This is a genomic window from Flavobacterium gelatinilyticum (assembly GCF_027111295.1).
Classification (GTDB): domain Bacteria; phylum Bacteroidota; class Bacteroidia; order Flavobacteriales; family Flavobacteriaceae; genus Flavobacterium; species Flavobacterium gelatinilyticum.
Genome location: NZ_CP114287.1, coordinates 2,148,992 through 2,174,728, shown reverse-complemented (window position 1 = coordinate 2,174,728; position 25,737 = coordinate 2,148,992). Strand labels below are relative to the sequence as shown.

13 protein-coding genes are annotated in these 25,737 nt (G+C 36.6%); 12 read left to right on the top strand and 1 reads right to left on the bottom strand.

The annotated features are described in order from the left end of the window. Positions 1–34: 34 nt before the first annotated feature. A complete protein-coding gene (locus tag OZP11_RS09240) occupies positions 35–1,093 on the bottom strand; it encodes a sensor histidine kinase (protein WP_281234929.1) in 1,059 nt (352 codons plus the stop codon). A gap of 121 nt (positions 1,094–1,214) precedes the next feature. Here OZP11_RS09240 and OZP11_RS09235 point away from each other — a divergent pair, with 121 nt between their 5' ends. The 12 genes from OZP11_RS09235 (at position 1,215) to OZP11_RS09180 (ending at position 25,728) form a co-directional block, all read left to right on the top strand. After that, positions 1,215–3,458, top strand: coding sequence for a GH92 family glycosyl hydrolase (locus OZP11_RS09235; protein ID WP_281234928.1), 2,244 nt, complete (start codon positions 1,215–1,217; stop codon positions 3,456–3,458). Positions 3,459–3,517: 59 nt separating this feature from the next. Beyond that, positions 3,518–5,395 (top strand): sodium:solute symporter family protein, encoded by a 1,878-nt coding sequence (locus OZP11_RS09230; RefSeq protein ID WP_281234927.1) that lies wholly within the window; start codon positions 3,518–3,520, stop codon positions 5,393–5,395. A gap of 269 nt (positions 5,396–5,664) precedes the next feature. After that, positions 5,665–6,630 (top strand): glycoside hydrolase family 130 protein, encoded by a 966-nt coding sequence (locus tag OZP11_RS09225; protein ID WP_281234926.1) that lies wholly within the window; start codon positions 5,665–5,667, stop codon positions 6,628–6,630. 7 nt (positions 6,631–6,637) lie between these two features. Beyond that, entirely contained in the window at positions 6,638–7,705 is a 1,068-nt protein-coding gene (locus OZP11_RS09220; protein WP_281234925.1) for a carbohydrate-binding family 9-like protein, read from the top strand. Between the two features lie 6 nt (positions 7,706–7,711). Beyond that, positions 7,712–8,797, top strand: a complete 1,086-nt coding sequence (locus OZP11_RS09215) for a putative glycoside hydrolase (RefSeq protein WP_281234924.1) — start codon at positions 7,712–7,714, stop codon at positions 8,795–8,797. A gap of 179 nt (positions 8,798–8,976) precedes the next feature. Continuing rightward, positions 8,977–10,002: an isoaspartyl peptidase/L-asparaginase family protein gene (locus OZP11_RS09210; protein WP_281234923.1), complete on the top strand. Its 1,026-nt coding sequence runs from the start codon at positions 8,977–8,979 to the stop codon at positions 10,000–10,002. Positions 10,003–10,241: 239 nt separating this feature from the next. Then, positions 10,242–13,385: a beta-galactosidase, LacZ type gene (lacZ, locus tag OZP11_RS09205; RefSeq protein ID WP_281234922.1), complete on the top strand. Its 3,144-nt coding sequence runs from the start codon at positions 10,242–10,244 to the stop codon at positions 13,383–13,385. Between the two features lie 7 nt (positions 13,386–13,392). Next, positions 13,393–15,711, top strand: a complete 2,319-nt coding sequence (locus OZP11_RS09200) for a glycoside hydrolase family 20 protein (RefSeq protein ID WP_281234921.1) — start codon at positions 13,393–13,395, stop codon at positions 15,709–15,711. A gap of 254 nt (positions 15,712–15,965) precedes the next feature. Further along, positions 15,966–17,450 (top strand): alpha-L-fucosidase, encoded by a 1,485-nt coding sequence (locus OZP11_RS09195; protein ID WP_281234920.1) that lies wholly within the window; start codon positions 15,966–15,968, stop codon positions 17,448–17,450. A gap of 11 nt (positions 17,451–17,461) precedes the next feature. After that, positions 17,462–19,705 (top strand): GH92 family glycosyl hydrolase, encoded by a 2,244-nt coding sequence (locus OZP11_RS09190; protein WP_281234919.1) that lies wholly within the window; start codon positions 17,462–17,464, stop codon positions 19,703–19,705. Between the two features lie 12 nt (positions 19,706–19,717). After that, positions 19,718–22,378 (top strand): glycoside hydrolase family 3 N-terminal domain-containing protein, encoded by a 2,661-nt coding sequence (locus OZP11_RS09185; protein ID WP_281234918.1) that lies wholly within the window; start codon positions 19,718–19,720, stop codon positions 22,376–22,378. Between the two features lie 263 nt (positions 22,379–22,641). Continuing rightward, a complete protein-coding gene (locus OZP11_RS09180) occupies positions 22,642–25,728 on the top strand; it encodes a SusC/RagA family TonB-linked outer membrane protein (protein ID WP_281234917.1) in 3,087 nt (1,028 codons plus the stop codon). The last annotated feature ends 9 nt before the right edge of the window (positions 25,729–25,737 follow it).

Sequence of the window (25,737 nt, the reverse complement as noted above, 5' to 3'; positions counted from 1 at the left end):
TTCGTAGGTAAAATTAAATAGGGAGCAGGATATATTACGTGACTTTAATCACAAGCTTCACGACAAAAATATTCTTTTTATTTTTAAAAGAAAGCCTGTAGTCATTTTTATTATAGCCCAATTCCAGTCTTTTTTTGACATTCTCGATACCTATACCACTTGACTTGTTAAAATAATCGGTATGCTGCGTAATTTCTGGCGTTGGATTTGAGATCGAAAAATGCAGGTAATCACCCTTTACTTTAAAGCTTATATCGATGGTTACTTTTCCTGTATTCTTGTTTACACCATGCTTAAAAGCATTTTCGATAAAAGTGAGCAGGATAACCGGAGAGATTTCCTTATCGTGAATATCTCCCGAAATTTCCATATTTACCTCCAGTCTTTCATCATTTCGAATACGTTCCAGATCCAGATAGTTCTGAATGCAGAGTATCTCATTTTCAAGAGTCTGTTTCTTTCCGCTTGTGTCATAAAGCATATAACGCATTAATTCGGAAAGTTTCAGGACTATTTTTGGTGTCTTATTCGATTTTTCGACAGAAAGCGAATAGATATTATTTAAGGTGTTAAAGAAAAAATGAGGTGAAATCTGGGATTTCAGGAAAAGAAGTTCGGTTTCCAACTGCGATTTTTCAAGATCCGTAACACGTTTTTGTTCCTTCAGGAAATCCAGTGTGATTTTAATGGCAGTTACAAAAGTTATAACATACAATTCGCCCATCATCATATCTATAGTATAATTCAGAGTCAGCTTGTCGATTGTTTCAGGACCTTCCGGCCAGACCTCGTGCGTAATAAATAAATAGGTAAGATTGAATTTCAGCACCACCATTATAAAAATGACGGAGAGTACCGAAAGTACATACAAAACATATTTTTTTCGGTATACCAGATACGGCATAAAAATCAGGATATTCAGGTAACACAAGCTCATGTGAATAGGAAAACCTATCAAATTTGTCTTAAGCGAATAGAGATAATCATTAAAATAGCTTCCCCATCTAAAAGTATTAAATAAGAAATAAGTCAGCCAAAAAATAATATGATAATGCAATGGGACACGGTATAATTTGCTAGAATTGAAATTCATAATCCGAGGGTGTTTTGTGACTTTTTTTGATGTTTATCTAAGTTTATATGTTATCCGTCTAAATAAGTTTTAATAAAAAGTCAGTTTATTTAAATTTAAAGTTAAATTAAGGTTGTATTATATGAAGAAATTTTTTCTGCCTCTTTTATTTGTAATTCTGGTTACAAGTTGTAAAATAAAAGTAAACAAAAATACGAATCACAAAGATATTTTTGTGAGCCATGTAGATCCTTTTATTGGAACTGGCGGACATGGACATACGTATCCGGGAGCTACAGTGCCTTTTGGGATGCTTCAGGTGAGTCCTGATAACGGAATTTCGAGCTGGGACTGGTGTTCCGGTTATCATTATTCGGATTCTATTGTGTCTGGTTTCAGTCATTTACATCTCAGCGGAACCGGAATTGGAGATTTGGCAGATATTTTATTCATGCCAATCAATAAAAAAGTCGACTTAACGACCAAAACAACATCACGCGATCAATTACCTTATAAATCATCATACAGTCATGTTAACGAAAAAGCAGCACCGGGTTCTTACCAGGTTTTTCTTAAGGATCCTAAAATCAATGTAGAATTAACTTCTTCACAAAGAACAGCTTACCACAAATATACATTTGCCAAAAACGACAAACAATCTGTTGTGGTCGATTTAGGATTTGCCATTAACTGGGATAAAGCGTTAAAAACAGGCATTACAATCGAAGATGAATATACTATTAGTGGTTATCGATATAGTAAAGGCTGGGCGCCAAATCAAAAAGTATATTTCGTTGCCAAATTCTCAAAACCTATTTCAGAGTCTGTTTTAATTGCTGATAAACAAATTGTTAATGGTAAGAAAACCGACGGAGAAAATACTTCGGCACAATTCTTTTTTGATGCCAAAAACTCAAATGAATTATTTGTAAAAGTGGCGCTTTCGTCTGTAAGTGTGGCTAATGCAAAAGGAAATTTAGACGATCCAAAAGTCAATTTTGACGAAACTAAAAAACAAGCCTCATCAATCTGGAATGAAGCTTTAAGCAAAATAAAAGTTGAAACACCGATAGATTCGTTAAAAACGATTTTTTATACTGCATTGTATCACGCTCAGGTTGCGCCTGTAACGTACAGCGATAAAAACGGTCAGTTTAGACAAGAAAACGATGAGATAGTTACAGCAGGTAATTACACAGCCTACTCGACATTATCGCTTTGGGATACTTTTAGAGCCGAAAATCCTTTGCTGACTTTACTGGCTCCGGACAAAGCTTCAGACATTGTAAGCTCAATGCTGGCCTACTACGACGTTAAAAAAATACTTCCGGTCTGGACATTGTATGCTAATGAAACCAATACCATGACAGGATATCACTCTATTCCTGTAATTGTCGATGCGTATTTAAAAGGTATTAAAGGTTTTGATGCCGAAAAAGCGTATCAGGCCATGAAAACCACTATGATGCAGGACGAAAGAGGACTGAACTTCTATAAAAAATACGGCTATATTCCTTATAACTTATTAGACGAATCAGTTACCATAACTTTAGAATATGCTTATGATGACTGGTGTGTGGCACAAATGGCAAAAGCATTAGGAAAAACAGAAGATTACCAGTTTTTCTTAAAACGTTCTCAGGCTTACCAGCATTTATTTGATCCGAAAACCGGATTTATGAGAGGAAAATCAGAAGATGGAAAATCATGGAATGAGCCCTTTGATCCCAAACATTCAAATCACAGAGAACACACTGATTATACCGAAGGAAATGCTTGGCAGCACAGCTGGTTTGTACCTCATGATGTAAACGATTTTATTAAACTTCACGGAAGTAACGAATTATTTACCAAACGTTTAGAGCAGTTGTTTACAGAAAGTTCAGAAATTACAGGAAACAATGTTTCGGCTGATATTTCAGGATTAATCGGGCAGTACGCACACGGAAACGAACCAAGCCACCACATTGCCTATATGTTCAATCATGCGGGACAGCCTTGGAGAACACAATATTGGGTTCGTCATATTTTAGACACACAATACAATACAACACCGAACGGATTAAGCGGAAACGAAGACTGCGGTCAAATGTCGGCATGGTACGTTTTCAGTTCAATGGGATTATATCCAATGAACCCGGCTTCAGGCGAATATGAAATTGGAAGCCCGATTTTCGAAAAAGCAACCATCAATCTTGAAGGCGGCAAAACGTTTGTAATCGAAGCCGAAAATGTTTCAGATAAAAACTATTACATACAATCGGTAACATTAAACGGAGTTGAGTTTAACCAGACAGCAATCACGCACCAACAGATTTTAAAAGGAGGGACTTTACATTTTGTAATGGGACCGCAGCCAAATAAAAACTGGGGGACGAAAAAATAAATCACAAAAACAAACAAAAACAAAAACGTAACTAACAAACCTAACAAACAAAAAATTAAATGGATATTATTGACGTATCGATAATCGTAGCATACATTCTGCTCTCGGTAAGTATCGGAATCTGGATTTCAAGAAAAGCAAAAAAAGGACTTGATGACTATTTTCTTGGAGGAAAAACAATCAAATGGTATTTTTTGGGTCTAAGTAACGGATCCGGAATGTTCGATGTTTCAGGAACTTCCTGGATGATTGGGGTTCTGTTTTTATACGGAGTAAAAAGTTTCATGTTTATGTGGCTGTGGCCGATATGGAACCAGATTTTCGTTATGATGTTCCTCGCAGTCTGGATTAGAAGATCCAAAGTAATGACAGGTTCTGAATGGATCCTGACGCGATTTGGGAGCGATAAAGCCGGAAAAGCATCTCATATTATTGTAGCTATTTTTGCCATTATCTCAACAATTGGTTTTATCGCCTATTTCTTCGAAGGAATCGGGAAATTTGTAACCATTATTCTTCCGTGGGATTTAACGCTTCACTACGGCGATATGATATTATTAACATCAGAGCGTTCTTATGCTTTGTTAATCATTTTCTTAACTACAATTTATACCGTAAAAGGCGGTATGTTCTCTGTAGTAGCGACAGAAGTGGTGCAGTATTTAATTATGATTGTAGCCGGAGTTTTAATTGCGGGTTACGCTTTTATCAATTATACCGATATTCAGATTAATTCGGTTATTACCGAAGAATGGAAAAATGTTTTCTTTGGCTGGCAGTTTGAAACCCAGTGGAGTGATAAATTCCAGACCTTTAATAATTTAATTGATACTGAAGGCTACAAAATGTTTGGCGCTTTTATTGGAATGACTTTATTCAAAGGTTTCTTTGCGAGTGTGGCAGGACCAACGCCAAGTTACGATTTACAAAGAGTTCTTTCGACTAAATCAGTAAAAGAAGCCGCATATATGAGTGGTTTTACCAACCTGATTTTGTTTATTCCAAGATATTTATTAATTACCGGAATCGTGGTAATTGCATTGGTGAACCTCGCACCTGAATTAAATGCAAACGTAGGTTTAACAGGAGCCGATTTAGAATTATTAATGCCAAAAGTGGTGAATTTATATATTCCGGTAGGAATTAAAGGAATCCTTTTAGCCGGTTTATTGGCCGCTTTTATGTCGGGATTTTCAGCATTCGTAAACGCTGGTCCGGCTTATATTGTAAATGATATTTATAAAAAATATTTCAAACCAGTTGCTTCAAATGCACATTATATTAAGGTAAGCCAGATTTCGTCTTTCCTTGTAGTGGGATTAGGCGTTTTCATGGGATTCTTTGCAGATTCTATTAATTCTTTGACTTTATGGATTACAAGTGCTTTGTACGGAGGTTACGTAGCCGCGAATTTCCTAAAATGGATCTGGTGGCGTTTTAACGGCTGGGGGTATTTCTGGGGAATGTTTGCCGGATTAATCATCGCTTCGTTACAATTCATTTTAGGAATGAACAAAGCAAATTTAACCGAAGGTTCTTTCTTATACGATTTATCACAAGTTCAGGCCATTTACTTGTTCCCGTTAATATTTGGATTCTCGATTTTAGGATGTTTATTAGGGACTTACCTAAGCAAACCGACAGAAATGGAAGTTTTAAAATCTTTCTACTCAAACGTAAGACCTTGGGGATTCTGGAATCCGGTTTATAAAGAATTAAAAGCCGAAGATCAGGCTTTTGAAAAAAATAATGATTTCTGGATAGATATGATGAACTGTGCGATTGGAATTATCTGGCAGTCGAGTATGATTCTGCTTCCGATATTTTTCATCATCAGAGATTATCCAAAAGCAGTTGCAGCATTAATCGTGTTTTTAGTAACCACAACAGTATTAAAATTCACGTGGCTTGATAAAGTTCGCAAAATAGCAGATTAAGTAAAATAACACCGCAGTTTGTCGAAATGACAAGATTGTGCAAAAAAACAAACACATAGAGACATAAGTTTTTATGTTTAGAAATACAGTAATAAAAAAAAGAAACAGGTTCCACACATATAGCAATGCCTTTTGGATTAAACTGATGCCCTTTTTTTAAATTTTAAAAACTATGTTTCTATGTGTTTAAAAAGTTGAATTCGCTTTGTCAAAGTTTTAAACTTTGGCAAAGCTTTAAAAATAAAAACAGTAAACAAAAAATAAAAAAAATGAGCAGTATTCCTTGGCAAGACAGACCCGAAAACAGTAAAGATGTAATGTGGAGATATTCTGAGAATCCAATTATCGACAGATATGCGATTCCGTCTTCAAACAGTATTTTTAACAGTGCAGTTGTGCCTTTTGGCGACGGATATGCAGGTGTTTTCAGATGTGATAACAAAGCGGTTCAAATGAATATTTTTGCTGGTTTCAGTAAAGATGGCATCAATTGGGACATCAACCATGAACCAATTGAGATGAAATCCGGAAATACAGAAATGATTGAATCTGCTTATAAATACGATCCACGTGTGGTTTTTATCGAAGACCGTTACTGGATTACGTGGTGTAACGGGTATAACGGACCAACAATTGGAATTGGATATACTTTTGATTTTAAAGAGTTTTTCCAATGCGAAAATGCCTTTTTACCATTCAACAGAAACGGAGTTTTATTCCCGCAGAAAATAAACGGTAAATACGCCATGTTAAGCCGTCCAAGTGATAACGGACATACACCATTTGGAGATATCTGGATCAGCTACAGCCCCGATATGAAATATTGGGGAGAACACAGATTAGTAATGAAACCAAGTCCGTTTGAACAAAGCGCATGGCAGTGTACAAAAGTAGGAGCAGGACCAATCCCGATTTTAACTAACGAAGGCTGGTTAATGATCTACCACGGGGTTATCAATACCTGCAACGGTTTCCGTTACGCAATGGGATCTGCACTTTTAGATGTAGACTCACCGGATAAAGTAAAATACAGAACACAGCCTTATTTATTAGGACCTGCAGAGATTTATGAAATGGTTGGAGATGTGCCAAACGTAGTTTTCCCTTGCGCAGCTTTACACGATACAGAAGAAGATAAACTGGCAGTTTATTATGGTGCAGCAGATACAGCAGTTGCTATTGCATTTGGAAAACTAAGTGAAGTAATTCAGTTTACAAAAGATAACAGTTTATAATACAAGCATGTTTTTAAAAAATCAATGGTTAACAATTGTTTTAGTTTTTTCTTCGATTGCTGTTTTTTCACAATCGAAGAAAAATACTATTGTGCCTAAAACCTATACAGCGACAAAAACTACAAAAGCAATTACAATTGACGGCGATGAGTCTGATCCAGCCTGGCAGAAAGCAGAATGGACTGACCTTTTTGAGGATATCGAAAACGACGTTAAGCCAAAATATGCAACAAAAGTTAAAATGCTGTGGGATGAAACCAATTTTTATATTTTAGCAAAAATTGATGAACCCCATGTTTGGGCCAATCTAAAACAACGCGACACCATTATTTTTTATAATAACGATTTTGAAGTTTTTATAGATCCCGACAGCGATACTTTTAACTATTACGAATTAGAAATAAACGCCTTGAACACTGCTTGGGATCTATTTTTATCAAAGCCTTACAGAGAAGACCTGGTGGTTTTAAACGACTGGAATATTCCGGGTTTAAAATCAGCAGTAAAAATTCACGGAACCCTTAATAATCCTGACGATATCGATCAGGGATGGGTTTTAGAAATGGCACTTCCCTGGGAAGCTTACAAAACGTCTTATTACGATCAGAACGTTCCCGCCGATAAATTCTGGAGAGTTAATTTCTCAAGAGTAAACTGGGATCACTCTATTGTAAACGGCAAATACGAACGCAAAAAAGGAACTGACGGCAAGTTTCTGCCTGAGTACAACTGGGTTTGGTCGCCAATGGGCGTAATCAATATGCACGAACCTGAAAAATGGGGTTATGTTTATTTTTCTACAAAAGAAGGAAAAGATACCTTTACCATTCCGCAGGACGAAAAAGTGCGATGGGAACTGTACAATTTGTACCGCGCTCAAAAAGAATACAATCAAAAAAATAAAAGCTGGGCAAAATCATTGGCCGATCTCACAAAAGAACCGATCAAAGTTGATGGTAAAATTTTGAAACCAGTGTTAGAAAATCATGCCTCCGGATACAATATTTCTGTAAAAAGCCCTTTTTCAAACCAAACGTTGATTATAAGGCAGGACGGCAAAATAATATCAAAATAAACCACTATGAAACTACCAAAACTACTCCTTATTTTACTGGCACTAAGCATTTTTTCATGTGCGAAGAAAGAAGAAGAAAAAACTACTGCATTTAAATTTGGTGTCTGGACAACTGCCGACCCAAAAAAATCGGATGCAGATTACACAGCAGAATTCAAAAAATACAAAGACGGCGGTATCGATGAAGTATTAATTAATACCATCACAGACCCAAAGCTTTTAAAAAGATTAGTGCCTCTGGCTACAAAAGAAGGTCTAAAAGTGCATGCCTGGATTATGGCAATGAACAGACCTGGCGATTCAATCGCATTACAGCATCCGGAGTGGTATCAGGTAAGCAAAGAAGGAAAATCTTGTTTTGACCACCGCCCGTATGTAGATTACTACCAATGGTTATGTCCAACCAGAAAAGAATCAAGAGAACACGTTTTGGCCTTAGTTGAAGAACTGGCAAAAGTAGAAGGAATCGAAAGTGTACATTTAGATTACATTCGTTTCCCGGACATCTTTTTACCAATCAGCCTTCTGCCTAAATACAACTTAGTTCAGGATGTAGAATTACCTCAATTCGACTTTTGTTACTGCGATGAATGTGTAAAAGCATTCGAAAAAATCCACCACAAAAATCCAAAAGAAAGCCACAATACTTCTATCGACATGGAATGGAAAAACTTCCGTTTAAATGCCATAAAAGCCGTGGTTAATGATGCTTATGATATTGTTCATAAACACAACAAACAATTAACGGCAGCTGTATTTCCTTATCCTGAAATGTCAGACCACATGGTACGTCAGCGTTGGGATAAATGGAATATCGACGAAGTTTATCCAATGATTTACCACAGTTTTTACAATGAAGAAATTGACTGGGTTGGCTATGCAACAAAACAAGGCGTTGATGATTTAGAAGACAAAAAGACAAAAATCATTACAGGAATTTATATTCCGGGCCTTAAAAACGACGCAGAACTAAAGCAGGCGATTTTAGAAGCAAAAGAAAACGGAGCTGTCGGAGTTTCTTTCTTTGACGGAAATGCTTTAACAGAAAGCAATTTAAAAACCATCAAAGAAACAAAAGCCAGTTTAAAATAGTATTTTCAACACATAGAAAATAGGTTTTTATAGGTTGAAAAAGAATAAGCAAATTTCCACACACAGTCATGTTTGTTGATAAAAGCTAAACACTTTACCATTTCAAAAACTATGTCACTGCGTGTTGAAATATTCAAGACAAAGAATAATCTCAGAATTCCATTTAAAAAGTAAGCAGCATGTCAAATAGAAGAGATTTTATCAAAAAAGCAGCTTTAGGCGCAGCAGCCGTAAGTTCTGTTGGCTTTAGCGGATTTGCGAAAGACAGAGAAGATGAAAAAGGAGAAGCATTAGAAATTCCTTCAAAAAAAGTTAAAAAACCAATCGTAATTTCGACATGGAATCACGGCTTACCCGCGAATCAGGAAACCTGGAAACAATTACAAGCCGGAAAATCTGCTCTTGAAGCAATAGAAGCCGGTATGAAAATTCCTGAAGCAGATCCGAATGTCCGCAGTGTTGGTTATGGAGGATATCCGGATCGCGAAGGAAAAGTAACGCTTGACGCCTGTATTATGGATCATAACAGCAACTGCGGTTCTGTTTGTTTTCTTCAGGGAATCAAACACCCTATTTCGGTTGCTAAAAGAGTCCTTGAAAATACGCCTCACGTTATGTTAGCCGGGCAAGGCGCTTTGCAATTTGCCTTATCAGAAGGCTTTAAAGAAGAAAATTTACTAACTCCCGAGTCTGAAAAAGACTGGAAGAAATGGCTGGAAGATTCAAAATACAAACCGGTTATTAATATAGAAAATCACGATACCATAAGCATGCTAATGTTGGATAAAGACGGAAATCTTTCGGGAGGGTGTACCACTAGTGGTGCTGCCTGGAAGATGCATGGCCGCGTCGGTGACTCCCCAATAATCGGCGCGGGTCTTTTTCTTGATAACGAAGTAGGTGCTGCAGCGGCAACAGGATTGGGCGAAGCCGTAATCAGAACTGCCGGAAGTGCTATGGTAGTCGAATTAATGCGTCAGGGAAAATCGCCTTACGATGCCTGTAAGGAAATCACAGAACGTATTTACAAAAAACACAAAAACCACAAAGACATGGAATATCTTCAGGTTGGTTTTATTGCGTTGAACAAAAATGGTGAACACGCAGGTTACAGTCTGAGATCTGGTTTCAATTTCGCTGTTTCAGACGAAGAAAAAGGACACCGTATGGAAGATGCCAAATTTAAAATGTCGTGGGATAAATAGATTACGCAATATTGTTATTTCGACGTAAGGAGCCCGGACGATAGCGAACAGGCGAAGCAAATCACACAAGTTAATCGACAAAGATTTACGAATTGACAGAGGAGTTTCTAGCGCGATTTTTCCCTTCGGCCGAAATGACAAACTAAAAACAAAAAAAATAAACACATAGAAATATAGATTTTTCTCTCACAATCTATCCCGATGTTCATCGGGGCTATGTGTTCAAACAAAAACAAAGAATGAAAAAAACAATATCCATATTATCCCTGCTGATCGCCTCGATAGTATCTGTTAATGCTCAGGAAAAAGTTCCGTTCTGGCAGAATGAAAAAATCAATGAAGAGAATAGAGAGCCTATGCACGCTGCCTATTATGTTTTTGAAAATGAAACTGCTGCTGTTAAAAACAACTGGAGAGAATCTAAAAACTATTTAGATATCAACGGAGCATGGAAATTCAAATACGTTGAAAAACCGGCTGATCTTCCAAAAGAATTTGAAAAAAGCACTTTTAACGATAAATCATGGGATAACTTCAAAATCCCGGCAAGCTGGGACGTAAACGGATATGGATATCCAATTTATGTAAACACTTCGTATGATTTTGATTATTTAATGGCTCCAAATCCGCCGTTTGTACCCACAAATTACAACCCGACAGGAGTTTACAGAAGAGAAGTAACGATCGATAAATCCTGGGAAGGAAAAGACATTTTTCTTCACATTGGTACAGCAAAATCAAACTTAACGGTTTGGGTAAACGGTGTTTATGTAGGATATGGAGAAGACGGAAAACTGCCTTCTGAATTCAATCTGAACAAATACGTAAAAACAGGAAAAAACCTTATCGTTTTGCAGGTAATGAAATGGAACGACGGTTCGTACCTGGAATGTCAGGATATGTGGAGAATGAGTGGTATTACCAGGGATTCTTACCTGGTTGCCAGAAACAAAGCGCATTTAAAAGACTTCGAAATCATACCGGATTTAGATGCAAAATATGTAGACGGAACATTGAAAATTTCAACTGAATTTTCGGATATAAATAAAAAAGAGGCTTATACATTTGAAGTACAGTTAAAAGACAACGGAAAAGTTATCGAAACTAAAAAAGCAAATTTAGGCGATGCTAAAAAATTAACTTTTGATTTCGCAATAAACAATCCGAAGAAATGGAGTGCCGAAATCCCGAATTTATATCAGGTAAGTTTTATTTTAAAAGATAAAAAAGGAAGTATTGTTGAAGTAATCAATCACAACGTTGGTTTCAGGAAAGTTGAAATTAAGGGCGGACAGCTTTTAGTAAACGGAAAAGCGATTTACATAAAAGGTGTAAACCGCCACGAAGTGGATCCAATTACAGGACAAACGATTTCCAGAGAAAGAATGGAGCAGGATATTAAACTAATGAAAGAGTTTAATATCAATGCGGTAAGAATGTCGCATTATCCAAACGACGAATATTTCTATGAATTATGTGATAAATACGGAATTTATGTTGTGGACGAAGCCAATATCGAATCGCACGGAATGGGGTACGATATTACCAAAACCCTTGGTAATAAACCAGACTGGGAACTGGCGCACATTCAGCGTATGCAGCGTATGATCGAAAGAGATAAAAACCACACATCTATTATCATCTGGAGTATGGGTAACGAAGCCGGAAACGGTTATAATTTCTACAGAGGTTATTTATGGATTAAAAACCGTGATAAATCAAGACCAATTCAGTACGAAAGAGCAACTGCAGGAGCCTGGGACGGGAAAGATTTAAAATTCGAATGGGATTCTGACATCATCGATCCAATGTACAGTTCACCAAATAAAATGGAAGAATACATTCTGGCAAATCCAAATCCTTCGAGACCTTACATTCAGTGTGAATATGCACACGCAATGGGGAACTCAATGGGGAATTTCAAAGATTATTGGGATGTTATTCGTAAATATCCAAACTTTCAGGGAGGATTTATTTGGGATATGATCGATCAATCAGTCTATAAGAAATTAGACAATGGAACTACAATTTTAGCGTATGGAGGAGATTTTGGACCAAAAGACGTAAAAAGTGATAACAACTTTGTAAACAACGGTGTTTTCACGGTTGACAGAAAACCAAATCCGCATGCATTTGAAGTAAAAAATGTACATCAGAATATTTTGACTTCATGGGAAAATGCAGCAACAGCAACGATTAAAGTTTACAACGAATTTTCGTTTAAAGATTTAAGCAACGTAACCCTTCACTGGAAATTAGTTCTGGACGGCGTTACAGAAGCAACAGGCGTTATCGATTATTTGGCAGTGGATCCAAATCAGTCAAAAACCTATACACTTCCGGTTAAACTGGGAGACAAACCATTTCAGGAAGCTTTTATCAATGTAACCTATCATCTAAAAGAAGAAGAACCGTTTTTACCAAAAGGTTTCGAAATCGCATCAGATCAATTGGCTTATAAAGGCGAATGGAAAAATGATATTACGGTAAAAGGTGCAGGAAAAATTACAGTTGAGAAAAAAGCAAATGCGACTGTTTTCAAAAGCGATAAAGCCGAAATTACTTTCGATAAAAAAACAGGATTCATTAACAGCTATTCATTCAATAATTTACCAATTATAAAAGAAGGATATCAGTTACGTCCTAACTTCTGGAGAGCACCAAACGACAATGATTTTGGAGCAAACTTTCAGAAAAATTTAGCTGCCTGGAAAGAAGCAACAGAAAACCCAACATTGGTAAACTGGACTTTTGTTCCGGCAAAAGACAATAAAATTACAGTTAAAGCAACGTATAGTCTGCCTCAGGTAAATTCGACTTTAGAGCTGAATTACGAATTTAACAGCAATGGAGAATTAGCCGTAAAAGAAGTTTTAAATATTGATAAAACGAAAGAACAGCCAATGCTGCCAAGATTTGGAATGGAAGTAATTGTTCCGAAAGAATTCAGTAATTTAACCTATTACGGAAGAGGCCCGCACGAAAATTATATCGACAGAAATTACAGTTCACAAGTAGGATTGTATAATCAAACGGTTGCCGAACAATATTATCCGTACATCCGTCCGCAGGAAACCGGAAATAAAACCGATGTTCGTTTCCTGGAATTAGTAAGCGATAAATTGAAATTAACCGTAACATCAGATAATTTATTAGCCATTACCGCTTTACATTATTTAAACGAAGATTTAGATGATGGTTTAGAAAAAGATCAGCGACACGCTGCCGAATTGAAAGAGAGAGATTTAACAAGTTTAAAAATCGATTCGAAACAAATGGGAGTAGGAGGAATTGACAGCTGGCAGGCATGGCCAATGGAAAAATACCTTTTAAGAGATAAAGATTATTACTATAAATTTAAAATAACACCATCATTAAAATAATTACGATATGAGAATTATAAAATCTTATTTGATAATTGGTTTTCTTGCTCTTGTAACTTCTTCGTATGCTCAGAAAGTGTTTACGGAAAAAGACATTCGCATCATCCCAAAACCAACTCAGACTTTTATAAAAACAGGTGTTTTTGAATTTACAAAAAATACAAAATTTGTAGTTAACGGCGATTTTCAGAAAGAAGCGGCAAATGCTCTGGCTTCTAAATTTGAAATTGCAGCCGGATGGAAACCGGAAATTACAGCAAAAGCTCCTGCAAGTAATTTTGTTCAGTTTAAAGTAGATCCGAATCTAAAAAATGAAGCATATATTCTGGATGTAAATCCAACAAATATTGTTATTTCGGCAAAAAGCAATACCGGATTTATGTATGGTTTGGAAAGTATTAGACAATTACTTCCCGAAGCCATCGAAAGTACGTATACTGTTTCATCTGCAAAATGGCAGATTCCAAGTTTAACGATTAACGATGAACCGCGTTTTAAATGGAGAGGTTTAATGCTCGATTTATCGCGTCATTTCTTCGATAAAAATTATATTCTGGCCACAATTGATCGTTTGGCGATGCACAAAATGAATGTTTTGCACCTGCATTTAGTAGACGATCAGGGCTGGAGAATCGAAATTAAAAAATACCCAAAACTAACAGAAGTAGGTGCCTGGAGAGTCGATCAGGAAAACTTATCCTGGAACGCCAGGCTTCCTGTAACGGCAGATCAAAAAGGAACGTACGGAGGCTTTTTTACTCAGGAAGAATTAAAAGAAATCGTAAAATATGCCGCATCAAAAAACATCGAAGTAATTCCGGAAATCGAAATGCCGGCACACGTAAGCAGTGCTATTGCATCGTATCCTGAACTGGCTTGTTTTGATCAGCGTATTGGAGTGCCATCAGGAGGATTATGGCCTATTACTGATATCTATTGTGCAGGAAAGGAAACTACGTTTGAGTTTCTGCAGAATGTGTTAGACGAGGTAATGACCATATTTCCTTCCAAATACATTCACATTGGAGGTGATGAAGCTACGAAAACCAATTGGGCAAAATGTCCGCACTGCCAGAAAAGAATCAAAGACAATAACCTTAAAAGCGTAGAAGAATTACAAAGCTACTTTGTAAAACGCATGGAAAAGTACATTAACTCAAAAGGTAAAAAAGTTATTGGCTGGGATGAAATTTTAGAAGGCGGTCTTGCTCCGGATGCAACAGTAATGAGCTGGAGAGGAACGAAAGGCGGAATCGAAGCAGCAGATCAGGGACATGACGTTATTATGACTCCGGAATCTCCTTGTTATTTCAACTTTTATCAGGGTCCGCAAAACGAGGAACCATTGGCTTTTGATGCTTATAATCCGTTAAACGAAGTGTATAAATTTGATCCTGTGGTTCCAACTATGTCGCCTCAGGAAGCAGCGCACATATTAGGAGGACAAGCCAATTTATGGGCAGAACATTTAGCCTTGCCAAAAGATTCTGAATATATGATTTTTCCAAGACTGGCCGCTTTATCAGAAACGTTATGGAGCCCGAAAGAAAAACGTAACTGGGATGATTTTACAACAAGATTGTTTTCATTACTAAAACGTTACGATTATTTAGGAATCAATTATGCAAAAAGTGCGTATTTGGTAACCGCTTCTTCAACTGCTGATTTAGCAAATAAGAAAATCAAAGTTGAGCTGAAAAACGAGTTTCCAAATCCGGATATCCGTTACGTTTTAGGAGATAAAAACATTGATCATCACGCTGTAAAATATACAAGTCCAATTGAGTTTACAGAAACGACAATCTTAAAAGCATCTTTGTTTCAGGATGATAAACCGGTTGGAAAAACCTTTACCGATACCATTATTTTCCATAAAGCAGTTGCCAGTAAAGTAAAATATTTAACTCCTTTTAATCAGAGTTATAAAGGTGATGCCAATACAATGGTAAACACAATTAGAGGAAGTAAAAATTTCCATGACGGACAGTGGCAGGCATGGCTTGTAAACGATATGGAACTGGTAATTGATTTTCAAAAACAGGAAAGCGTAGAACAAGTTTTAGTAGGAACTTTAGAAAGTCAGGGAGCAGGAGTTAATTTTCCGGTTGAAGTAAAAGTATTGGTTTCTAATGACGGAATAAAATACAAACAGGTTGGAAAAATTACACGTCCGTATGCTGTAAATCCCCTTCCGGAATTGAAAGATTTTAAAATCAGTTTTCAAAAACAAAATGCACGATTTGTAAAAGTAATTGCAGGCAACTTAAAGAAAAGCCCTAAAGGAGAAAGTTCATGGCTGTTTGTGGATGAGATTGTCGTGAACTAATTATACCGCATGAACTTTGTCAAAGTTTTACGCCCGGTTTGTAATTAAGAGGAACGAGACCCGGGCGATAGCGAATAAGCGAAGCAAATCAAACTCGGGAATTGACAAAGATTGAGGAGTTACTTACGAAGATTTCTCCTTACGTCGAAATGACAAAAATGAGGAGAATTTGGGCTCAAAACGTCCAACTCGTTAAATGTAAGTTTTACAATTAAATAGAAAGAACAAAAACAAAAACTATAAATAGAATAAAGATGAAAAAAGGAATATTCATAATCGCGATGTTATTTTCGGTTCAGATGTTTTCGCAGGCCATTTATGAAGATGAGCGCTATGTACCAGAGACAGATCCGTTAGTGTTGAAAAACTTAGACGAGTGGCAGGGCAAAAAATTTGGTTTGTTAATGCACTGGGGAACGTACAGCCAATGGGGAATTGTAGAATCTTGGTCAATCTGTCCAGAAGATTACGGTTGGTGTGAGCGTAAAAAAGGAAGTAATCCTGCTAATTACAATCAATATATTGCCGATTATGAAGGATTGAGAAAAACATTTAATCCTGTGAAATTCGATCCTGCTAAATGGGCAAAAGCTGCTAAATATGCCGGAATGAAATACATGGTTTTTACAACAAAACACCATGACGGATTTAATATGTATGATACTAAATATTCTGATTATAAAATAACGAACAAAGACGTTCCTTTTAGTACAAATCCAAAAGCAGACGTTTTAAAAGAAATTTTCAACTCTTTTAGAGGTGAAGGTATTTCAACCGGAGCTTATTTCTCTAAACCAGACTGGCATAACGAAAATTACTGGGATCCGTATTTTCCTCCATTCGACAGAAACGTAAACTACGATCCTGCTTTATATCCTGAAAAATGGCAGAAATATGTTGATTTTACTCACAACCAAATCTTAGAAATCTTAACGAACTACGGAAAAGTAGACATCTTATGGTTAGATGGAGGATGGGTTAGAAAAAGAGATCAGCAAAATCTAAAAGAAAACTACGATGAGAAGTTTACAGAAAACGAATCTAAAAACGGTTTCATTAAACACAGAGTGGTAGATCAGGATCCGAAAATGGATGAATTGGTTGTAAAAGCACGTCAAAAACAACCAGGATTAATTGTAGTAGACAGAGCAGTTCATGGTAAAAACCAAAACTACTTAACGCCGGAAGGACGCGTTCCTGCTAAAACTTTGCCTTACCCATGGGAATCTTGTATTCCAGCCGGAGGAGGATGGTCTTATTCTCCGGGAGCTGAGTACATGACTGGAAGACAAGGAATTCACATGTTAGTTGATATTGTGGCAAAAGGCGGAAACTTGTTATTAAACGTGGCTCCAAGCCCTGAAGGAGAATGGGATAAAGGCGCTTACGATTTATTACAAGCATACGGAGACTGGATGAAAGTAAACAGTACAGCGATTTACAACACAAAACCAATCGAGCCTTATAAAGAAGAAAACATTTGTTTTACACAAAATAAAGCAGGAAATGTATTCGCATTTTATTTAGCTAAAGAAGGAGAAGATAAAATTCCTGCAGAAGTTATAGTAAAATCTATCAGCCCTAAAAAAGGAACAAAAATTACGATGTTAGGTTCTAAAACTTCTTTAAAATGGACAAAAGAAGGAAATGGATTTAAAGTAATTATTCCAGAAAGTTTAAGAAACAACCTTCCTGCAAAAGAAGCGTGGACTTTAAAAATTGAAGCGATCAACAGATAAGAAGGAAACCTATGGTTTTAAATACTAAATATAAATTTAAGACAGCATGTATTTTATACATGCTGTTTTTTAGCATCACTATTTTTGCGCAGGAGCCTGCAGATTTTGTTAATCCGCTTATTGGAACTTCTAATTATGGTGCTGCTTTTCCGGGTCCAATTGCACCGCGCGGAATGGCTAGTATTAGTCCGTTTAATGTGGCCGGAGTAAAAAATACTCCTATGGAAAAAGACAGTCAATGGCTTTCTAATCCGTATGTGAATGAAAATACTTTTTTGACTGGATTTAGCCAAGTGAATTTAAGCGGAGTTGGCTGTCCGGAATTGGGCGTAATTTTATTGATGCCAACGACTGGAGCAGTAGAAATCGATCATTTAAAATACGGTTCTACTTATTCTAATGAAGTTGCAAAAGCGGCTTATTACAGTGTAAACATCGATAAGTACAAAGTAAAAGGCGAATTCACGGCTTCAAAACGAGTTGGGATCAGCAGATTCACTTTCCCGAAAGGGCAGTCTAATATTTTATTAAATCTTGGTTTAGGTTTAACAAATGAAGAAGGTGCAATGATAAAAGTAGTGTCATCGACAGAAATTGAAGGAATGCGTTCGGTTGGCTCGTTTTGTTACAACAGCCCGGAAGATGCTTACCCAGTTTATTTTGTGGCTCAATTTTCTAAACCTGCCGATAAATTCGGAGTTTGGAAAAAGCCTGCGAAATACAACGGTGTTGAAGCGCAATGGATGGGTTACAACGGAAAAGCAAGAATGATGGATAATACCATTAAGACTGTTGTAGGTGATAGTATTGGAAGTTATTTTACGTATAAATTCGACAAACAAGAAACGGTTGAAGTAAAGATCGGAATTTCGTACGTAAGTATCGAGAATGCCCGTGAAAACTTAGCAAAAGAAGTGGGTAACAGATCTTTTGACGCAATTTATAAAGAAACCTACAACGAATGGAACGAAGAATTATCTAAAATTTTGGTTGAAGGAGGTTCAAAAGATGACAATACGATTTTCTATACGGCTTTGTATCATACACTAATCCATCCGAACACTTTAAATGATATTAACGGAGAATATCCGGTAATCAAAAGAAGTAAAATTGCTAAAACCAAAGATACTCGTTATACCGTATTTTCATTGTGGGATACCTACAGAAATGTGCATCAGTTAATGTCATTGGTTTATCCAAAACAACAATCTGATATGGTAAAAAGTATGTTGGAGATGTTTGATGAAAACGGCTGGTTACCAAAATGGGAATTAAATTCGACTGAAACTTTTACCATGGTTGGAGATCCGGCAAGTATTGTTATTACAGATACTTACATGAGAGGAATTCGTGATTATGATGTTAATAAAGCGTACTATGCGATGTTGAAAGGCGCCGATAATATTGAAAATAATCCGCTTCGTCCGGGATTGAAAGATTATATCAAAAAAGGATATTTGACAACTGACAACAAAGGTCCCGTTTCTACGACTCAGGAATACAATATTTCAGATTATGCTATTTCGCTTATGGCCAACGAATTTGGAGACAAAGACAATGTAAAACGTTTTAAAGAACGTTCGTTATCCTACAGAAAATTATTTGATAAGAATCTAAATTTACTTCGCCCAAGAATTGCAAACGGAAATTGGTACGAACCTTTTGATCCTGCTTCCGGGGCTAATTTTGAAGAAAATGTTGGTTTTATCGAAGGAAATGCCTGGCAGTATAATTTTATGGTTCCGCATGATATTAAAGGATTAATGAAATTAATGGGCGGTGAAAAAGCTTTTTCAGCCCAATTGCAGAAAATCTTCGACATTAATCAATTTGATATGGCAAATGAACCAGACATCGCCAATCCGTTTTTGTTTAATTATGTGAAAGGTGATGAATATAAAGCACAAGAACATGTGAAAAGATTGGTTAGAGAACATTTCAAAAATGAACCAAAAGGATTACCAGGAAATGACGACACCGGAACAATGTCGGCTTGGTTAGTGTATTCGATGATGGGAATTTACCCAATTTCTCCGGGAGATCCGGTTTACACGATTACAGCACCAATGTTTCATAGAATTACGATCAAATTAGATCCAAGATATTATAAAAAAGAAAGCATTGTAATTGAAAGACAAATCAATAATGATGGAAAAATCAATTCGATTGAGCTAAACGGAAAATCACTTAACAGCTTTTTTATTTCGCACGATGATTTTGTGAATGGAACAAAGCTTAAAGTGATTCAAAACTAAACAAACACAACTATGTTACAATTAAGAATGAGAAAAACGGCCATTATTTTTGTAATGGCTGTTGGTTTTTTAAACCAGACCCACGCCCAGAAAAAGTATCTGTATCAAGATGCGCAAGCGCCTGTTGAAGACAGAGTAAAAGACTTGTTAAGCCGTATGACACTTGAAGAAAAAGTGCGTCAGATGGATATGTACAGAGGTGATTTTTTTAAAGAAAAAGAAGATTTTGCTAAAGGTAAATCAGCTGAAAAAATTGGAAAATTAGGAATTGGAGCGATTCATGATCTTTATCCGCGTTCGGCAAAAATGATCAACGACCTTCAAACAAACGTTATTAAAGGAAACCGTTGGGGAATTCCGGCTTTGATTATGTGTGAAATGCTTCACGGATATTTAGACGAAGGAAGTACCACTTTCCCAATGAACATTGGACTTGGTGCGACTTGGGATACTTCTGTTTTAGATAAAGTAGGAAAAGTAATTGGTATGGAAGCCAGAGCGCATGGAGTGCATTTTGGTTTTGGACCAAACTTAGATTTAGGACGCGAACCAAGATGGGGAAGAGTTGCTGAAACTTTTGGAGAAGATGCTTTCTTAAACAGTGAAATAGGTTTGGCATTCATCAAAGGATTGCAGGGAGACGATTTAAAATCAGATCGTTCTATTATTGCAGAACCAAAACACTTTGCAGTTCACGGTATTCCACAAGCGGGAGGAAATTCTTCTCCAATTTTAGTGGGGGAACGTTCGGCCCGTGAAGATCACCTTCCTTCATTCGAAAAAGCATTCAGAAAAGGCGGTGCGTTAGGAACTATGTGTGCATACTCAGAATTAGACGGAATTCCTTGTGCTGCAAACAGCTGGTTATTAACAGATGTTTTAAGAAAAGAATGGGGTTTTAAAGGAATTGTGGTTTCAGATTTAGGAGCTATAAAATACATTCAAACAACTCATAAAGTTTCTGATTCTCCAAAAGAAAGTATCAGAGAAGCGGTTTCTTCGGGCGTTGATATGCAGTTTTATGATTTTTCAAATGAATTTTGGCAAAATACCATCATTGAATTGGTAAACGAAAAGAAACTGACAATGGAAAACATCGACCGTGCTGCGGGAGGCGTTTTACGTTTGAAATTCTTATTAGGATTATTTGAAAATCCGTTTACAGAAAAAAACCTGATTAAAGAGCGATTTCATACCAAAGAAAACCAGGCAGTAGCTTTAGAAGCGGCTCAAAAATCAATGGTTTTACTGAAAAATGATAACAATATTTTACCATTAAGCAAAAATCTTAAAAACATTGCTGTTATCGGACCAAATGCAAATGCTTCAAGGCTTGGAGGTTATTCTCCTAAAAATAGTGTTGGAGTAACCGTTTTTGAAGGCGTACAGCAAGTAATGGGAAAAACGGCTAATGTGGTTTATGAAGAAGGTGTACCGCTGATTGTAAAAGGACAGGCTATCCCATCGAAATATTTATTTATTTCAGACGGATCTCAAAACGGATTAAAAGGAGAATATTTCAATAACAGAAATTTAGAAGGAGCTCCGGCTTTAACCCGTATTGACAGCCAATTAGAATTTGACTGGCCTTGGGCACCTGGAGATGGTGTGAATGTGGATGATTTTTCTATTCGCTGGACAGGTTATATTCAGTCAGATAAATCATTTGATGGCTGGTTAGGTTTAAGTTCAGATGACGGAATCAGAATGTGGATCGATGATCAATTGGTTATAGACAACTGGACAAAAGGAGCAACAAGTATTGTGACTACTCCAAAAAATATTGAAGCAGGTAAAAAATACAAAGTCCGCATAGAAATGTGGGAAGGAGGCTGGGGAGCCAGAGCTCACTTGCGTTGGAACTTAGAAAAAGTAGATATGCAGCCGGCAATCGAAGCAGCTAAAAAAGCAGATGTTGCCATTGTAGTTTTAGGAGAATCAAATGAATTGGTTGAAGAAAACAGAGATGTTGCTGATTTGAATTTACACGGAATGCAGCAGGAATTTATTGAAGCGATTCAAAAAACAGGAACTCCGGTAGTTTGTGTGTTATTAAATGGTCGTCCGCTTTCTACAAACTGGATTGCCGAAAATATTCCGGCAGTAATTGAAGGCTGGTTCCCGGGAGAATTTGGAGGAAGAGCTGTAGCTGATGTTTTATTTGGAGATTACAATCCGGGTGGAAGACTGCCAATCACGGTTCCAAAATCAGTAGGACAGTTACCTATATATTATAATCAAAAACCATCTGCTATTCATAAATACGTGGCAGAAAGTGAACACCCGTTATATTCATTCGGTCACGGTTTGAGTTATACAACCTTTGCTTATTCAAATTTGAAGTTAAATACAAAAGAAATTAAACCAAACGGAGAAATTAAAGTTTCTGTTGATGTTAAGAATACAGGAAACCTTGATGGTGACGAAGTGGTGCAGCTATACATTAATGATGTATACAGTTCTGTAACTACGCCGGAAAAAACATTAAAAGGCTTTAAAAGACTAAACATCAAAAAAGGAGAAACTAAAAATGTAGAATTCACGCTTACACAAGATGAATTATCTATCTGGAACAGACAAATGAAAAGGGTTGTAGAGCCCGGCGATTTTGAAGTAATGGTAGGAGGAAATTCGACAGATTTACTAAAAACCAATTTTAAAGTTTCGAACTAATTTAAGTTTAATTTAAGAATATTTTTAACGTTTTTAGGGTATTAAAACGAATAGTGTCAAAGAACGGATAAAACGTTTAGATTAATTCGGCGCGAGTCCAGTAAATAAAGAGGATTAAGCTTACAACTTAAAACGTTTTCGTACCCTAAAAAGATAAATGTAATACCAACACCTTTCCAAAATTGTCATTTGTCGAAATTATATTTTGTTAACAGAATGTATTCTTAAGTTTAACATGTTATTAACTCAAAAAACAACTAAATATGATCAAGAACGTACTAAAATTACTGTTTGTGATATGCTTATTTGGATTCCAAAATCTACAAGCACAAACAACAGTAAAAGGAACGATAACAGATGCTCAAAGCGGAATTCCGATCCCTGGGGCAAACGTTGTTGTTAAGGGAACAAAAACAAGTACATCATCGGATTTTGATGGTAAGTACACGATTACAGTTCCAAATCAATCAGCAGTTTTGGTTTTCTCTTATGTTGGTTCAGCTCCAAAAGAAGTAACCGTAGGAACTCAGACTACAATTAATGCCGCTCTGGGTGCAGCAACACAACAATTAGGAGAGGTAGTTGTTACAGCTCTTGGTATTAAAAGAGAGAAAAAAGCAGTTACTTACTCTGCACAAAACATTGCAGTAGATGAGATTTCAGAAGCAAGATCATTAAACGTTGCCAACTCACTTTCAGGTAAGGTTGCAGGTCTTAATTACTCTACAACTTCAAATGGTGTTGGGTCTTCTTCTAGAATTACATTACGTGGTAACAGATCGCTTAACGGAAACAACCAGCCATTATATGTAGTAGATGGTGTGCCAATCAGCAACGGAACTACAACAGGTAACTCTGATGTTGATACAGGAGGAACTACACAGCCGGATGGTATTTCGAACATCAACCCTGAAGATATCGCTTCGATGACCGTTCTTAAAGGACCATCTGCAGCGGCTCTTTACGGAAACAGAGCGAGTAATGGTGTTATCATTATTACTACTAAATCTGGTAAAGCCGGAAAAACTTCAATCTCGGTTTCGTCTAACTTTATGGCATCTTCAGCTTATAACTTGACTAATTTCCAAAATCAGTATGGTCAGGGAGACGGCGGAGCTTACAATCCGATTTCAGTTTCAAGCTGGGGAGGAAAATTAGACGGACGTCAGGTTTCAGCTTGGCAGTTAGCAACTAATCCTAACTATGCAGGACCAGCTACAACAGATTACAGTTCACAGCCAAATAACGTTCGTGATTTCTGGAAAACAGGATACAACCTTGCTAATACATTATCTATCACTACAGGAAATGAAAAAGCACAAGGATATTTTTCTTACACTAACACAAGAGCAGAAGGTATTGTTCAGGGGAATGCTTTAGACAGACACAATCTTAACTTAAGATTGACAAGTAAGCTTACAGACAAATTATCATTAGATGTAAAAACAAACTACATTGTACAAAAAATTGATAACTTATTAAGAACAGGAGAAGAATCTATAGGTACATCTGCTTATTTACTTCCTCGTAGTATCAAATTTAATGAGTACCGTGATTTCGAATACAGAGACGGTTCTGGACAATTACAACAAAATTACTTTATTGACGAGGCAGGTTCTCCAGGTGGAAACCCTTATTGGTCAGCATTAAGAAGTGATGCTCGTGATGATAAAAGAAACAGATTTATTGGTCTTGCGTCTCTTAAGTACGACATCTCAAAAAATGTTAGCTTACAGGTAAGATCAGGTCTTGATCAAATGACAAACACTACTGTTAGAAACAGATATGCAACAAAAGCATTCAATAATAACTTAGGTCAGTACAGCGAATTTTACGAAACGGTAAGTGAATTTAATACAGATGCTTTACTTTCTTATAAAGAAACATTTGGTGATTTCACAGTTGGACTTAATGCCGGTGCTAACTTGTTAAAACAATCTAGTTCATCTTTAACATCAGGCGGTGTTTTAAGTAAAAGAAATTATTTTTCTTTGATCAACGTAACGACAGTTCAGTCAACTTCTACAATGTCAGAAAAACAAGTTAATTCAGTTTATGGATTCTCTCAGATTGGTTTCAGAAATTACCTTTTCCTTGATATCACAGCAAGAAATGACTGGTCATCTGCTTTACCATCACAAAACAGATCTTTCTTCTATCCATCTGTAGGACTTTCTGCAGTTGTTTCGGACATGGTTACTTTACCTGAAGTTATCAGTTTTGCAAAAGTTAGAGGATCTTATGCTAAAGTGGGTAACGATACAGATCCTTACCAGACAAGTTCTCAGTTATCTTACATTGGTGGTAATGGTGGTATGTTGTATTCTCAAACAACAGCTGCAAACCCTAATTTAAAGCCTGAAATGTCAAGCTCTACTGAGTTTGGTGCTGATATTAGATTTTTCAAAAGCCGTTTAGGATTAGATTTTACTTATTTCCAGACCAAAACTTCAGATCAGATTTTCTACATAAATACACCTGAATCTTCTTCAAAATCAAGAGCAGTATTAAATGGTGGTGATATCGAAAACAAAGGTATCGAGTTAACTCTTACAGCTACTCCTGTGCAGACAGAAAATTTCTCTTGGGATATTACAGCTAACTACGCTTCTTATAAATCAAAAATCACGTCTATTTATGATAACAGAGAAGAATTAGTTATTGGTGACGGACGTATGGTAAGAAGTAAAGTAGTTAAAGGTGGTGAATACGGAGATTTATACATTAAAGGATTTTCAAGAACACTTGACGGACAAATCGTTGTAAACGCTGCAGGTATACCATTAGCAACAGATGATTTTGTAGTACGTGCAGGAAACTTTAACCCAGACTGGACAGCAGGTTTCAAAAACAATTTCAGATATAAAGATTTTTCTTTAAGCTTCTTAGTTGATTTTAGAATTGGTGGTGAGGTTATTTCTTATACACAAGCAAGACAAGCAGGTTTAGGGGTAAGTGATGTTACTCTGGCTGGTAGAGAAGGCGGTATTATTGTTCCTGGAGTTGTTGATGGAACTTTCCTTCCAAACACTACAAGTATTACTGCAGAACAATACTGGACGTCAGTAGGACAAAGAACTCCGGTAGCAGAACCATTTATTTATGACGCTACTAACATTAGATTGAGAGAGCTTGTTTTTGGATATTCATTACCAAAACGTATATTACAAAACTCTGGATTTGCAAATATCGATTTCTCAATTGTGGGAAGAAACTTGTTCTTCTTTATGAATAAAGCTAAATATTTTGACCCTGAAGCTGGAGCGGGAACAGGAAACTTACAAGGTATTGAATCTTTCAATATTCCTTCTACCAGAGAATATGGTGTAAACGTGAAGTTTGGATTTTAATTTAAAAAA

Coding starts and splice junctions, on each gene's coding strand:
- OZP11_RS09240 (WP_281234929.1), bottom strand. CDS start 1,093: ATGAATTTCAATTCTAGCAAATTATACCGTGTCCCATTGCATTATCAT.
- OZP11_RS09235 (WP_281234928.1), top strand. CDS start 1,215: ATGAAGAAATTTTTTCTGCCTCTTTTATTTGTAATTCTGGTTACAAGT.
- OZP11_RS09230 (WP_281234927.1), top strand. CDS start 3,518: ATGGATATTATTGACGTATCGATAATCGTAGCATACATTCTGCTCTCG.
- OZP11_RS09225 (WP_281234926.1), top strand. CDS start 5,665: ATGAGCAGTATTCCTTGGCAAGACAGACCCGAAAACAGTAAAGATGTA.
- OZP11_RS09220 (WP_281234925.1), top strand. CDS start 6,638: ATGTTTTTAAAAAATCAATGGTTAACAATTGTTTTAGTTTTTTCTTCG.
- OZP11_RS09215 (WP_281234924.1), top strand. CDS start 7,712: ATGAAACTACCAAAACTACTCCTTATTTTACTGGCACTAAGCATTTTT.
- OZP11_RS09210 (WP_281234923.1), top strand. CDS start 8,977: ATGTCAAATAGAAGAGATTTTATCAAAAAAGCAGCTTTAGGCGCAGCA.
- lacZ (WP_281234922.1), top strand. CDS start 10,242: ATGAAAAAAACAATATCCATATTATCCCTGCTGATCGCCTCGATAGTA.
- OZP11_RS09200 (WP_281234921.1), top strand. CDS start 13,393: ATGAGAATTATAAAATCTTATTTGATAATTGGTTTTCTTGCTCTTGTA.
- OZP11_RS09195 (WP_281234920.1), top strand. CDS start 15,966: ATGAAAAAAGGAATATTCATAATCGCGATGTTATTTTCGGTTCAGATG.
- OZP11_RS09190 (WP_281234919.1), top strand. CDS start 17,462: ATGGTTTTAAATACTAAATATAAATTTAAGACAGCATGTATTTTATAC.
- OZP11_RS09185 (WP_281234918.1), top strand. CDS start 19,718: ATGTTACAATTAAGAATGAGAAAAACGGCCATTATTTTTGTAATGGCT.
- OZP11_RS09180 (WP_281234917.1), top strand. CDS start 22,642: ATGATCAAGAACGTACTAAAATTACTGTTTGTGATATGCTTATTTGGA.